The organism is Pelagerythrobacter marinus (assembly GCF_034375205.1).
In the GTDB taxonomy this organism is placed as follows: domain Bacteria; phylum Pseudomonadota; class Alphaproteobacteria; order Sphingomonadales; family Sphingomonadaceae; genus Pelagerythrobacter; species Pelagerythrobacter marinus.
Map to the genome: position 1 here is coordinate 200,859 of NZ_CP139719.1, position 12,591 is coordinate 213,449.

Annotated in this window: 10 protein-coding genes; 7 read left to right on the forward strand and 3 right to left on the reverse strand. The window is 69.5% G+C overall.

Going from position 1 to position 12,591, the window contains the following annotated elements; genetic code table 11:
* Window positions 1–47: 47 nt before the first annotated feature.
* Window positions 48–398 carry an arsenate reductase gene (locus T8T98_RS00975; RefSeq protein WP_251104314.1) on the forward strand — a complete coding sequence of 117 codons (351 nt, stop codon included), beginning with the start codon at window positions 48–50 and terminating at the stop codon, window positions 396–398.
* Window positions 377–1,435 (forward strand): glycerophosphodiester phosphodiesterase family protein, encoded by a 1,059-nt coding sequence (locus tag T8T98_RS00980; RefSeq protein ID WP_322295774.1) that lies wholly within the window; start codon window positions 377–379, stop codon window positions 1,433–1,435. Before T8T98_RS00975 ends, T8T98_RS00980 begins: the two co-directional genes overlap by 22 nt.
* On the opposite strand, the gene ubiG is transcribed toward T8T98_RS00980, so the two are convergent.
* Window positions 1,432–2,190, reverse strand: a complete 759-nt coding sequence (ubiG, locus tag T8T98_RS00985; protein WP_251104312.1) for a bifunctional 2-polyprenyl-6-hydroxyphenol methylase/3-demethylubiquinol 3-O-methyltransferase UbiG — start codon at window positions 2,188–2,190, stop codon at window positions 1,432–1,434. The genes T8T98_RS00980 and ubiG overlap by 4 nt on opposite strands.
* A 79-nt stretch (window positions 2,191–2,269) precedes the next feature.
* On the opposite strand from ubiG, the gene T8T98_RS00990 reads away from it, so the two are divergent.
* From T8T98_RS00990 to purT, 5 genes are all read left to right on the forward strand, one after another.
* The gene (locus tag T8T98_RS00990; protein WP_160734449.1) at window positions 2,270–3,550 is read left to right on the forward strand and encodes an aspartate kinase; all 1,281 of its coding nucleotides are present in this window, start codon (window positions 2,270–2,272) and stop codon (window positions 3,548–3,550) included.
* 92 nt (window positions 3,551–3,642) lie between these two features.
* Window positions 3,643–4,308, forward strand: a complete 666-nt coding sequence (locus T8T98_RS00995) for a helix-turn-helix domain-containing protein (protein ID WP_160734450.1) — start codon at window positions 3,643–3,645, stop codon at window positions 4,306–4,308.
* 213 nt (window positions 4,309–4,521) lie between these two features.
* The gene (locus T8T98_RS01000) at window positions 4,522–5,430 is read left to right on the forward strand and encodes a GGDEF domain-containing protein (RefSeq protein WP_251104311.1); all 909 of its coding nucleotides are present in this window, start codon (window positions 4,522–4,524) and stop codon (window positions 5,428–5,430) included.
* A 73-nt stretch (window positions 5,431–5,503) separates the two neighbouring features.
* On the forward strand, window positions 5,504–6,658 hold the full coding sequence (locus tag T8T98_RS01005) for a DUF3089 domain-containing protein (RefSeq protein ID WP_251104310.1): 1,155 nt from the start codon (window positions 5,504–5,506) through the stop codon (window positions 6,656–6,658).
* Window positions 6,659–6,710: 52 nt separating this feature from the next.
* Window positions 6,711–7,877 carry a formate-dependent phosphoribosylglycinamide formyltransferase gene (purT, locus tag T8T98_RS01010; protein ID WP_251104309.1) on the forward strand — a complete coding sequence of 389 codons (1,167 nt, stop codon included), beginning with the start codon at window positions 6,711–6,713 and terminating at the stop codon, window positions 7,875–7,877.
* Window positions 7,878–7,935: 58 nt separating this feature from the next.
* Here purT and T8T98_RS01015 read toward each other — a convergent pair whose 3' ends face one another.
* On the reverse strand, window positions 7,936–9,984 hold the full coding sequence (locus T8T98_RS01015; protein ID WP_251104308.1) for a S46 family peptidase: 2,049 nt from the start codon (window positions 9,982–9,984) through the stop codon (window positions 7,936–7,938).
* 191 nt (window positions 9,985–10,175) lie between these two features.
* On the reverse strand, window positions 10,176–12,392 hold the full coding sequence (gene katG, locus T8T98_RS01020) for a catalase/peroxidase HPI (RefSeq protein ID WP_251104307.1): 2,217 nt from the start codon (window positions 12,390–12,392) through the stop codon (window positions 10,176–10,178).
* Window positions 12,393–12,591 lie beyond the last annotated feature (199 nt).

Genomic DNA, 12,591 nt, shown 5'->3' on the forward strand with positions numbered 1-12,591 from the left:
TAACCCTCTTCGACGAACGAAGCCAGTAGCACGAGGTATCGAGGTTCATGACCAGCATTCACTTCTACGGCATCCCCAACTGCGACACCGTGAAGAAGGCGCGCAAGTGGCTCGATGCGCGCGGGGTGGATTACGTGTTTCACGACTACAAGAAGGAAGGTGCCGATCCGGCGCGGCTGCGCGAATGGATCGCGGCCGCGGGGGTGGACCGGGTGCTGAACCGGCGCGGCACGACCTATCGCAAGCTGTCCGACGCGCAGAAGGCCGATATCGACGCAGACAAGGCCGTCACGCTGCTGCAAGAACACCCGAGCATGATCAAGCGCCCGGTGGTCGAGCACCCGGGCGGCTTGCTGGTCGGCTTTGCGGAGGACGAATGGGACGCGGCCTTTTCCTGAACGTGCTGGCGCTGATCGGCGCCGCCCTCGTGACGCCTGCCGCCGCGCAGGATTTCGGCCGGCCGCTGGTGATCGCCCATCGCGGGGCGAGCGGCGAACGGCCCGAACATACGCTTGCGGCTTACGAGCGGGCGATCGACCAGGGGGCCGACTATATCGAGCCCGACCTCGTCGCGACGCGCGACGGCGTCCTCGTCGCCCGGCACGAGACGGAGATTTCGGGCACGACCGACGTGGCCGAACGGCCCGAGTTCGCAGACCGGCGCCGCACCCGCACGATCGACGGGCACGCGGTAACCGGCTGGTTCGCGGAGGATTTCACGCTCGCCGAACTGCGCCGCCTGCGCGCGAAGGAGCGCCTGCCCGCGCTGCGGCCCGCCAGTGCGCGCCACGATGGGCTCTACCCGGTGCCTACCTTCGCCGAGATCGTCGCGCTCGTCCGCGCCAAGGAGGCGGAAACCGGCCGGCGCATCGGCCTCTATCCCGAGCTCAAGCATTCGGGGTACCTGCTGGAGGAAGCGGGGATCGACACGGTCGCGCTGCTCCTGCGCGAACTTGCCACGGCGGGAATCGCGCCGGACGACCCGATCTATATCCAGAGCTTCGAGATCGCGCCGCTGCGCCGGCTCGATGCCCTCGGCGATTACCGCCTGGTGCAACTTGTCGCGGCAGAGGGCGGGCCGGCGGACGCGCCGGAAATGCGCTATGCCGACATGGTCACGATCGCGGGCACGCGGCGGATAGCCGAATATGCCGACGCGGTCGGCGCAGACATTCGCCTGGTGATCGAAAGCGACGGCACGCCGGGCGGGCTGGTCAGCGCCGCCCACGCCGCCGGATTGCAGGTTCACGCCTGGACCTTGCGCAAGGAAAACGTCTTCCTCCCGCCATCGCTGCGTCGCGGGGATGGCGATGGCTCGCGCGGCTGCCCGGAAAAGCTCTGGGCCGTCCTCGCGCGCACGGGGGTGGACGGCGTTTTCACCGATGATCCGGGGATCGCGGTGGCGGCGCGCGCGGGCGCGACCTGCCCGGCCTAGGCGCGGCGTGCGGTGACGAGGTAGTTCAGCGCCAGATCGTCGGACAGGTGCAGCCCCTTGCCGGGCGAGAAGGCAATGCCGCGCGGCTCGCCCATCGCCAGGCCCGCTTCGGCCAGCAGGCCGCGCAGCTCGTCGGGAGTGACGAAATCTTCCCAGTGGTGGGTGCCGCGCGGGATCGCGCCGACAGCCTCGGCCGCGCCGACGAGGACCATGCGCGAGCGCGCGGTGCGGTTGGGGGTCGAAAGGATCATCAGCCCCCCGGGTGCGAGCCGCTCCGCCAGTGCGGCGAGGAAGGCGCGCTTGTCCGCGACGTGCTCGATCACTTCCATCGAGGTGACGAGATCGAACGTGCCGAGGTCGAGCGCGGCGATGTCCCCCGCGACATAGCGGATGTCGAGCCCCGTGCCGCGGGCGTGGCTGGCGGCGGCGGCGACGTTTTCCGGCGCGGCGTCCACCCCCGTCACCGCCGCGCCGAGGCGGGCCAGCGGCTCGCACAGCAGGCCGGCGCCGCAGCCGACGTCGATCGCGCTGCGCCCCGCCAGCGGCCTGGCCCCGCGCGGATCGCCCTGCCAGTGCGCGTCGATCGCCTCGCGCACGAAGGCGAGCCGGACCGGGTTGAGCCGGTGGAGCATGGCCGAGCTGCCCTTCGGGTCCCACCAGTCCTGCGCGAGCGCGCCGAAATGCTCGGCCTCGCCGGGGCGGATGGTTTGGCCGCCCGTAGAATTGGTTTCACCCGAGATTGTTGCATCGCCCATGCACCCTCCCTAACAGCGCGCAGGGACCGGCACCAGCGCCCGCGGCACGGCGGGCATCAATGCAGGGGAGCGACGAGACTTGGCGCGCATAGTGATGAAATTCGGCGGCACTTCGATGGCCGGGACCGAGCGCATCCGCCGCGTCGCCAATATCGTGCGCAAGCAGCAGGCGGCCGGCCACGAAGTGGCGGTGGTCGTTTCCGCGATGGCGGGGGAGACCGATCGCCTGGTCAATTTCTGCCGCGAGGCCAATGCCCTCTACGACCCGGCCGAATACGACGTGGTCGTCGCCAGCGGCGAGCAGGTGACCAGCGGCCTCCTGGCGCTGACGCTGCAATCGCTCGGCTGCAAGGCGCGCTCGTGGCTCGGCTGGCAATTGCCGGTCCGCACGGTGGAGGCCCATGCCAAGGCGCGGATCGAGACGATCGATTCCGACGCGCTGATCGCCTCGATGGCGGCGGGCGAAATCGCGGTCATCCCCGGCTTCCAGGGGATCGGCGACGATGGCCGGGTGACCACGCTGGGCCGCGGCGGTTCCGATACCTCGGCGGTGGCGGTCGCGGCGGCGATCGGGGCCGACCGGTGCGACATCTACACCGACGTCGACGGCGTCTATACTACCGACCCGCGGATCGTGGCCAAGGCGCGCAAGCTGAAGGCGGTGACGTACGAGGAAATGCTCGAACTCGCGTCGGTCGGCGCGAAAGTGCTCCAGACCCGGTCGGTCGGCCTGGCGATGAAGGAGGACGTGCGCATCCAGGTGCTGTCGAGCTTCATCGGCGACGACGCCGTTCCGGCCGACGACCTTCCCGGCACGATGATCGTGTCGGAAGAGGAAATGAACCAACTAGTGGAGAAGGGCGACATGGAACGCCAGCTCGTCACCGGCATCGCGCACGACAAGAACGAGGCCAAGGTGATCCTCACCCGCGTGCCGGACAAGCCGGGCGCGGTCGCGCATATCTTCGAACCGCTGGCCCAGGCCTCGATCAACGTCGACATGATCATCCAGAACGTCGGCCGCGACAAGGGCGAGACCGACGTGACCTTCACCGTCCCCCAGGCGGACCTGGCCCGGGCCCAGGCCCTGCTGGAGGACAAGCGCGGCGACATCGGCTTCAACCGGATCATCACCGATTCCAAGATCGCGAAGATCTCCGTCGTCGGGGTGGGGATGAAGAGCCACGCCGGCGTCGCGGCGACGATGTTCCGCGCGCTGTCCGACCGCGGAATCAACATCCAGGCGATCTCCACCAGCGAGATCAAGGTCTCGGTGATGATCGACGAGGACGAGACCGAGCTGGCCGTGCGCGTGCTCCACACCGCCTATGGCCTCGACGTGGACGACGACGCGGGTTGACCTGTCGCGCGGGTTAGCGGGCATTCCCGCCCCGCGACTAACCATTCCTTAACGCGCAGGCCCGAATCCCTTCCGCGCGAAAGGAACGGGCAATGGCGATCGCGGCACACCTGGAAAGCGACGGGGCAACGCCGGGCAAGCGGGGCGCGGCGCGCCTGATGCTGCGGTTCGAAACCGTCGGCAGCGCCCAGTCGGGCGGCGGCCACCCGGTGCGGGTTCACAACGCATCGACCACCGGCCTCCTGCTCGAAAGCGAGGGCGCGCTGTCGGTGGACGACCCGATCGACATCGATTTCCCCCATGCAGGCGTCGTCTCCGCGCGGGTCGTCTGGGCCAGCGGCAACCTCTACGGCTGCCGATTCGACCGGCCGCTGTCGCAGGCGGCGCTGTCTGCCGCGCAGCTGCGCAGCGAGACGGGGCTCGACCTCGGCGGGGCCGGTCGCCCCGGCCGCGCCGCGGGCGAATCGTTCGCCGCCCGCCTCCAGCGCCTGCGCAAGGAACGCGGGCTCACCCTGTCGCAGCTCGGCGATCGGCTGGGCGTCAGCAAGCCGACGGTCTGGGCCTGGGAAAAGGGTAAGGCGCGCCCGCTCGACAGCCGGATCGCGGCGATTGCCGAGGCGCTCGGCGCCTCGCGCGAGGAGCTGGCCGACGTGCAGGACGATGCCGAGGCGCGCGAAGTCCTCGCCCGCAGCCGCGAGGCGATCGCCCGCGCATATGGCACGGAGCCGGCCAAGATCCGGATCATGATCGAGCTGTGACGCGCAGGCCAAGCGCTTGAAATTGCACTTCGCGACTCCCCAACTGCGGCCTACGTGGTTAATATAGATACAAGATGATTCGCCGGTAATACGTATTAGCTAACAGGGCTAACACAATAACAGCCGGGTCTTGTCTTGCTATTACGGCGGCGCGGCCTGCTTGTTGGGAAGTGCCGCCGGTTAACTGAGAATAACGGGGCCGGGGCGCACAGCATGATCCAGGATTTTACCCTTCGCGAGGGGGCGGCACTTTATGGCCTGCTGGCCGAGGGGGACGGCGATATCGTGCTGAAGCTCGATCGCGACGGGCTTGTCGTCCACGCTTCCGCCGGGATCGAGCGGCTGGGGATCTCGCTCGCCGACATGCTGATCGCGCCGCACCTGGCCGACCTCGCCGACCCGGACCAGGCCCAGGCGCTGCGATCCTTCATCGAGGTGGTCATGCGCGGGGGCAGCGCGGCCGGCTGGTTCGAATTCGCCGCGCGCGGGGCGGACGGGGCGACCGGCTGGTTCACGCTCCAGCTTCGCCCGCTGAAGGCCGGCGACGGGACGATCGACGGCGCGATCGGGATCATGCGCTCGATCGCGGAGCGTCGCGAGCTGGAGGAGCGGCTGTTCGCCGCGACGCTGACCGATCCGCTGACCGGGCTGGCCAACCGGCGCGCCTTTCGCACCATGCTGCGCCATCTCTCGGTCCATCGGCCGGGCGGGGCGCTGGCGCTGTTCGACATTGGCCATCTGCATTCGCTCTGGCTCCGCCACGGGGCGAGCGCGGGCGACAGCATCGTCGCGGCTTTCGCCAACCTCCTGCGCGGCCTGCTGCACCAGGACCATATCCTCGCCCGCGTGGGGGACGAGCGGTTCGGCGTGCTGATGCCACAGGAAACGCCGCCGGCGGCCGAGGCCCTCGCGCGCGAGATCGTCGGCGAGCTGAAACGCGCCACCCGGCTCGCCGGAAGCGAGGCGATCGACTTGCGCGCCAGCGTCGGCATCGCCGGGATCGACGAGAGCGCCGACGAGAGCCTGCGGCGGGCCGAGTTCGCGCTGGTCCACGCGCGTGCGCGCGGCCGCGGCCAGATCGAGCGCGGCGATATCCTGATGGACCAGCGCCGCCGCGCGTGAGCCGGCGGGCATTGGCCCTTTACCTTGGCGCGCACATACCGCATCCTCGAATCGGATAACGGGGAGAGGATCGATGAAGCACGTGTTCGTATGGGCCCTGGCACTGTTCGGGGCGGCGTCGGCCGCGGGGCAGGAGCCCGCGCCGGCACCCGACTATACCGAGGATAGTAGCTGGCTCTGCCGGCCCGACCGGATCGATGCCTGCGCCAGCGACCAGTCGGTAACGGTCGTCGACGCCGATGGCGCCACGCGGGTCGAACCGCTCGTTCCCGATGCAGACCGCCAGTTCGATTGTTTCTATGTCTATCCGACCGTCTCGCTCGATCCCGGGGCCAACAGCGACATGGAGGCCGGCGCGGAGGAGCGGCGCGTGGCCCATGCCCAGGCCGCCCGCTTCCGCCAGCACTGCCGGGTCTTCGCGCCGCTCTATCGCCAGATCACGCTGACCGCGCTGCGCGAGATGATGATGCGCGGCGGGGGCCGTCCGCCCCGGGCGGCGGCCGTGGCCTTCGGCGATGTGGCCGCCGCCTGGCGCGCCTACCTCGCGCAGGACAACGGCGGGCGCGGCGTGGTCCTGATCGGGCACAGCCAGGGCAGCGGCATGCTCAAGCGGTTGCTCGAGACGATGCCGGCCGCGCAGCGCGAGCTGGTCGTCGCGGCCCACCTGATCGGCACCAACGTCGAGCGTCCGGCCGATGGCGGGGCGGGGGGCGAGATCGCCTGGATGCCCGCCTGCACCCGCGCCGACCAGGCGGGCTGCCTGGTCAGCTACGTCGCCTTTCGCGCCGACGTGCCGCCGCCGTCGGGCAGCCGGTTCGGCCGGGCCGCGGGCGAGGGGAACGCGGTCGTGTGCGTCAACCCGGCCGCGCTGGTGGGCGACCCGGCGAACGCCCGGGCGATCTTCTCCACGGCCGGGGTCGGCACGTCGAGCAGGCCGATGACCGAATGGGTCGCGGGTCAGCCCCTGCCGACGACCGCCTTCACCGCCGTGCCCGGCCTTGTCTCGGCCCGCTGTGCCGAGCGCGACGGGGCGCAATACCTGGCGGTGACCGTCAACGGCGATCCCGGCGATCCGCGGGTGGACGACATCACCGGCGACGTTGTCGCCGGCGGTCGGCGGCTCGACGACTGGGGCCTGCACCTGATCGACATGCCGGTGGTCATGGGCGACCTGGTCGCGCTGACCGCGCGCCAGCACGCGGCCTGGGCCGCGGCGCGGGGCAAGTAGGGCCGCGAAACCGCCATGGCCCGGGCGCGCCTTTCGCGCTAGGCCTGCGGCCATGGCTTTTACTGCGACCATCCTCCTCCTCGGCGCCGGCGAACTGGGGCGCGAATTCGTCATCTCGGCCAAGCGGCTCGGCGCGCGGGTCGTGGCCTGCGATGCCTATGACGATGCCCCCGCGATGCAGGTGGCCGACGGGCGGGAGGTGTTCTCGATGCTCGACGGCGCGGCCCTGCGCGCCGCGGTGGAGAGGCACCGCCCCGATTTCGTCGTGCCCGAGATCGAGGCCATCCGTACCGAGATGCTGGTCGAGCTGGAGCGGGAGGGCTTCGCCGTCGTCCCGTCGGCCCGTGCGACGCAACTGACGATGAACCGCGATCGCATTCGCGATCTCGCCGCCGGGGAACTGGGCCTGGCGACTTCGCGCTATCGCTATGCCGAAACGCTGGAGGAAGTGCGCGCGGGGGCGGAGCACACCGGCTTTCCCTGCGTGATCAAGCCGGTCATGTCGTCTTCGGGCAAGGGGCAGAGCAAGGTCGGGGATGCCGCCGGGCTGGAAGCCGCCTGGGATCATGCCGTGGCCAACATGCGCGGCGACCGCCGGCGCGTGATCGTGGAGCAGTTCGTCGATTTCGATTACGAGATCACCCTGCTGACCGTGCGGACGAAAGACGGGGTGCTGTTCTGCCCGCCGATCGGCCACCGGCAGGAACGTGGCGATTACCAGGAAAGCTGGCAGCCCACCGCGATGACCGACGCCGCAATCGCCGCGGCGCAGGACATGGCGCGCAAGGTGGTGGACGATCTGGGCGGGTATGGCCTGTTCGGGGTCGAGTTCTTCGTGCGCGGCGACGAGGTGATCTTTTCCGAGCTCAGCCCGCGCCCGCACGATACCGGCATGGTCACGCTGGTGAGCCAGAACCTGAGCGAGTTCGACCTCCATGCCCGCGCGATCATGGGCCTGCCGATCCCGGCGCCGATCCGCGCGCGGCCTTCGGCCAGCGCGGTGATCCTGGCCGATCGCGAGAGCGCGGCCCCGGCCTATTCGGGCCTGGCCGAGGCGCTGGCGGTCGAAGGGGGCACGGTGGACCTGCGCCTGTTCGGCAAGCCGACCACGCGGCCCTGGCGCCGCATGGGCGTGGCGCTCGCCAGCGCGGGGGACACCGACACGGCCCGCCGGATCGCGGGCGAGGCGGCGGGCCGGGTACGGATCGAATACGGCTAGGCCCGGCGTTCCACCCGGCAGCGGAGCGGGCGGAGGAGCGGCCCCCGCCCGCGGTGCCTCACTCGCCCGCCAGTTCGGCGACCAGCGCCGGCGCGGGATAGATCGTCTCGAGCGCTTCCTGCACTGCCGCGGTCGAGACCGCGACCGTGCGGTTCAGCGTCCCGTCGTAGCCGTAATTGCCGCCCAGCGAATGGATATTGCCGTCGAAGGCGGTGCCGATCACGGTCCCGGCGCGGTCGATCACCGGCGACCCGGAATTGCCGCCGATGATGTCGTTGGTGGTCACGAAGTCGTAGGTCGTGTCCTTGTCGATCCGCGCTTCGTTTGCGGCGAAGGCGGGGGGCGGGTCGAACGGCGGGTTGCCGGTCGCGCGGTCGAAGGTGCCGCCCATCGTCGTGCGGATCGGCACCGCCTTGCCGCGCTCGGTCCAGCCCTTCACCTGCCCGTAGGAAATCCGCAGGGTGAAAGTGGCATCGGGATAGAGCGTGTCGCCGTAGGCGGCGAAGCGGGCATCGGCGAGGCTGGCCCCGGCAGCCGCGAGCGGGCCGGAATACTGCGCGTCGGCCAGCGCCTTCAGCTCGCGCTGGCGCGGGGCGAGCGCGAGGGCGTAGCGGATCATCGGATCGTCCGACGCCTCGATCGCTTCCAGCCCGCCTTCCCACAGCGCCTTGCGGACCGCCGGATCGTCGAGCCGGGTGCCGTTCACCAGCCGCTCGGCCCGCTGCTCGGGGCTTTCCTGGCCCAGGAGCAGGCGCGAATCCGGGTCGTCGACGCCGAGGTATTCGCGCGCCTTCGACAGGCTCCATTCCATCATCAGCTCGTCCACCCAGCGATAGACCGGGCGTTCGTCGAGCACGCGCTTCTCGGTCAGCGGCAGCGCGCTGTCGGTATAGCCCGGCAGCCGCTGGGCATTGGGCTTGGCGCGTTCCTGCGCCGCGAAGACCAGCGTCTGGGCATAGCCGAACAGGTCGCCCGAAGGCTGGGTGAAACGCAGCGGCAGGTAGAGCGCGCGATAGGCGTCCACCGCGTCTTCCACCGCGCTCCAGGGATCGCCGATGTCGGGGTTGCCGGCGCTTTTCGCCTTCAGCTCGGCCTCGGCCGCGGCGAGCTTGGCGGTGAAGGCCGGATCGTTGAGCGCCCTGGTCCGGCCGATATAGACCTTCAGGCTGTTTTCCACGCCGAACAGCAGGTCCTGCCCTTCGCGCGCGTGGCGCGGGCTGCGGTCCATCGCCGTGATCAGGCGGCCGCGCAGCTCGCTCAGCGTGGCGAGCGTCAGCGGCAGGCGCACCTCCCGCTCGAAGGCGAGCTGGCTCTGGGTATAGAGGCGGCTGGTCGAACCGGGATTGCCGACGACGAACGTGATCTCGCCTTCTTCCGGCGCGCGCGGGTTCCATTCGAGATGCGCCGGGCTCGCGACCGGCTCGCCGTTTTCGTAGGCGCGCAGGAACGAGGCATCGAGCGAATAGCGCGGGAAGTTGAAGTTGTCGGGGTCGCCGCCGAAGGTCGCCGCGCGCGCCTCGGGCGCCCAGGCGAGGCGCACGTCCGAATACTTGCGATAGGTATAGAGCTTGTACTGCCCGCCGCCGAACAGGGTCACGACCTGGCACCGGGTGGTCTCGGTATCGGGGCAACCCGCGGATTCGATCCCGGCGATCTTCGCGTCGCGCGCCTTGGTCAGCGCCTCGCCCGAGAGGCCGGCCATTGCGGCCATGACATCGCCGGTGACGTCCGCGATCGCGGTGACCACTTCGGCCTGCTGGCCCGGGCAGGTCAGCTCGTCCTCGCGCTGGCGGGCGGTGAACCCGTCGGCGAGGTAATCCTTCGCGTCGGTCGAGTTGTCGTAGAGGCAGCTCGCGATGCAGTGGTGGTTGGTCAGGATCAGCCCCTCGGGCGAAACGAAACTGGCCGAACAGCCGCCCGTCAGCCGGACCGAGGAATTGCGCACGTGGTCCAGCCAGGCCTGGTCGGGCGCCCAGCCGTAGGTTTCGCGAACCTGCCCGGCAGGGAAGCCGTCGAACGTCCACATCCCCTCGTCCGCAGCGGCGGGCGCGGCGAGGAGGGGGACGGTCGCGGCAGTGGCGGCGAACAGGGCAGTGCGGATCCTCATGAGACAGTATCTCCCGAAACGTGTTGCGCGCGATCTGTTCTCCGCCCCGGCGCGAATGTCCAGCGATTTTCCGCCGGCGTCGTCTGCGCCCCGCGCGGCGCCGGCCGGGCTGCCGGGCCCTTCACCCGGCACGAAAACGCCCCCCGGCGCGCGAGGCGCCGGGGGGCGAAGGGCCTGCCGCGGATGGGCGGTCAGGCCGCCTCGTGGTACTTCGCGTAAGTCACGTCGCTGCGGTCGGCGTTCATCACCTTGGTCCAGGCCTTGACGAAATCGCGCACGAATTTCTCTTCGTGCCCGCTCTCGGCATAGACTTCGGCGATCGCGCGCAGCTGGCTGTTCGAACCGAAGATCAGGTCGGTCCGCGTCGCGCGCCATTTCTCGTCGCCGCTGGCGCGGTCGTGGCCGACGAATTCCTCGTCGCCGCTCTCGTCCACCACTTCCCAGGCGGTGTTCATGTCGAGCAGGTTGACGAAGAAGTCGTTGGTCAGCTGCCCCTTGCGATCGGTGAAGACGCCGTGTTCGCTGTCCTTGTAGTTGGCGCCGAGCACGCGCAGCCCGCCGACCAGAACGGTCATCTCGGGCGCCGACAGGCCGAGCAGGTGCGACCGGTCGATCAGCAGGTCCTCGGTCCGCACGCTCATCTTGGTCTTCAGGTAGTTGCGGAACCCGTCGGCATGGGGTTCGAGCGGCTCGAAGCTTTCCGCGTCGGTATGCTCGTCGCCGGCATCGCCGCGCCCGCCGAGGAACGGCACCTCGACATCGAAGCCGGCATCGCGCGCCGCCTTCTCGACCGCGGCGGTCCCGGCGAGGACGATCGCGTCGGCCATCGACAGGTTGCCGCGCAGCGAATCGATCGTGCCCAGCACCTTGGCCAGTTCGTCCGGCTCGTTCACCGCCCAGCCTTTCTGGGGGGCGAGGCGGATCCGCGCGCCGTTGGCGCCGCCGCGATGGTCGGACCTGCGGAAGGTGGAGGCGGAGGCCCAGGCGGTCTTGACCAGCTGGCCGATCGACAGCCCGCTATCGAGGATCTTGTCCTTGAAGGCGGCGACGTCGCCGTCCGACGGCATCGTCCCGGCCGGGACCGGATCCTGCCAGATCAGGTCCTCTTCCGGCACGTCGGGGCCGAGATAGCGGACCTTGGGCCCCATGTCGCGGTGCGTCAGCTTGAACCAGGCCCGGGCGAAGGCATCGCGGAACGCCTCGTGGTCGTTGCGGAACCGCTCGGAAATCTTGCGATATTCCGGGTCCACCTTCATCGCCATGTCGGCGGTGGTCATCATGGTCGGGACCTTCTTGGAAGGATCGTGGGCCGCGGGGGCCATGTCCTCTTCCTTCTGGTCGATCGGCTGCCACTGGTGCGCGCCGGCCGGCGACTTGACCAGTTCGTACTCGTAATCGAGCAGCAGGCGGAAATAGTTGCCGGTCCATTCGATCGGGGTGTTGGTCCACGATCCCTCCAGCCCCGAGGTGATCGTGTGTTCGCCCATCCCGCTTTCGTAGCCGCTGGTCCAGCCCAGCCCCTGGAAGGCGATGTCCGCCCCTTCGGGGTCCGCGCCGACCAGCGAGGCGTCGCCCGCGCCGTGGCACTTGCCGAACGTGTGGCCGCCGGCGGTCAGCGCGACGGTTTCCTCGTCGTTCATCGCCATGCGGGCGAACGTCTCGCGGATGTCGCGCGCCGAACCCTCGATGTCGGGCTGGCCGCCCGGCCCTTCGGGATTGACGTAGATCAGCCCCATCTGGATCGCGGCGAGCGGGTTTTCGAGCTTGAGCTCCTTGTCGGGATCGATGCGGGTCTGCACGCCTTCGCTGACCCACTTTTCCTCCGTGCCCCAGAACACGTCGGTTTCGGGTTCGTAGACGTCCTTGCGCCCGCCGCCGAAGCCGAAGACCGGGCCGCCCATCGATTCGATCGCGATATTGCCGGTCAGCACGAACAGGTCGGCCCAGGAAATATGCTTCCCGTACTTCTGCTTGATCGGCCACAGCAGGCGCCGCGCCTTGTCGAGGTTAGCGTTGTCGGGCCAGGAATTGAGCGGGGCGAAGCGCTGCTGCCCGCTGGAGGCGCCGCCGCGCCCGTCGCCGGTGCGATAGGTGCCGGCCGCGTGCCAGGCCATGCGGATGAAGAACGGGCCGTAATGGCCGTAGTCCGCCGGCCACCACGGCTTGCTGTCGGTCATCAGCGCCCTGAGGTCGCGCTTGATCCCTTCGTAATCGAGCGCGTTGAAGGCCTCGCAATAGTCGAAGTCGTCCTCCATCGGGTCGGCGTGAAGCTTGCCCTGGTGCAGGATCTCGAGCTGGAGCGCATCGGGCCACCAGTCGCGGTTGGTGCGGCCGAGCAGGCTTCGCACCCCGCCGTCGCCGCTGAAGGGGCAGCCGCCCCCGGGGATCGATCCAGTTGCTACGTCCATCTTGGCACCTCCAGTTACAAACGGCCGCGCGGCGGCCCGGCGAGTCGATACGGAGGGGAGGCTACGCCCGCACGACAATCGATCAAAGCAATTAAGACCTATCAGGCTTATCGATAAATGCGATCGAGAAAGGCCGGGTGCTCCCTCCCATAGGGAACAAGGGCCGAGCGGCGGCGGGGTTCCCGCGCGCGCCAGGGCA

Excerpts from the sequence above, each read along its gene's own strand:
- T8T98_RS01015 (WP_251104308.1), bottom strand. The coding sequence starts at position 9,984 with ATGAGGATCCGCACTGCCCTGTTCGCCGCCACTGCCGCGACCGTCCCC.
- T8T98_RS01005 (WP_251104310.1), top strand. The coding sequence starts at position 5,504 with ATGAAGCACGTGTTCGTATGGGCCCTGGCACTGTTCGGGGCGGCGTCG.
- T8T98_RS00975 (WP_251104314.1), top strand. The coding sequence starts at position 48 with ATGACCAGCATTCACTTCTACGGCATCCCCAACTGCGACACCGTGAAG.
- ubiG (WP_251104312.1), bottom strand. The coding sequence starts at position 2,190 with ATGGGCGATGCAACAATCTCGGGTGAAACCAATTCTACGGGCGGCCAA.
- T8T98_RS01000 (WP_251104311.1), top strand. The coding sequence starts at position 4,522 with ATGATCCAGGATTTTACCCTTCGCGAGGGGGCGGCACTTTATGGCCTG.
- T8T98_RS00980 (WP_322295774.1), top strand. The coding sequence starts at position 377 with ATGGGACGCGGCCTTTTCCTGAACGTGCTGGCGCTGATCGGCGCCGCC.
- purT (WP_251104309.1), top strand. The coding sequence starts at position 6,711 with ATGGCTTTTACTGCGACCATCCTCCTCCTCGGCGCCGGCGAACTGGGG.
- T8T98_RS00995 (WP_160734450.1), top strand. The coding sequence starts at position 3,643 with ATGGCGATCGCGGCACACCTGGAAAGCGACGGGGCAACGCCGGGCAAG.
- katG (WP_251104307.1), bottom strand. The coding sequence starts at position 12,392 with ATGGACGTAGCAACTGGATCGATCCCCGGGGGCGGCTGCCCCTTCAGC.